The sequence below is a fragment of the Pedococcus sp. P1_H8 genome (assembly GCF_056405175.1).
Window position 1 is genome coordinate 1 of sequence record NZ_JBFUCP010000425.1, and the last position, 375, is coordinate 375.

1 protein-coding gene is annotated in these 375 nt (G+C 73.1%); it reads right to left on the bottom strand.

Annotation, left to right across the window (positions count from 1 at the left end):
* Window positions 1-375: hypothetical protein (locus AC1DYG_RS20670; protein WP_477641700.1), on the bottom strand; the 375-nt coding region annotated here is incomplete at both ends.

Genomic DNA, 375 nt, shown 5'->3' on the forward strand with positions numbered 1-375 from the left:
GCCCAGCGCCTGCAGGGCGAACAGCACGCCGAGGCCGATGCCGAAGGTGACCGTCACCGGGATCAACCGGCAGGTCTCGACCACCGCCCGGGCGATCTTGAGCCGCATCGGCGGCGCGAACGTGCGGGCCGCGTCGGAGGTGTCGACGGCCCGGCGCAGCCGCACCGGCGGGCTGCCGAGCCACGACGAACCGGACTTCGCCTTGCTCGGCGCGGCGGACAGCACCGCGACCAGACCGTTCTTCGGGACGCGGCGGCCCGGCCCGGCCATCCCGGAGTTGCCCAGGAACGCCCGCTTGCCGACCTTCGCCTCCTGGATGTGCAGCCAGCCGCCGCCGAGTTCGTACGACGCGATCATCGTGTCGTCGGCGAGGAA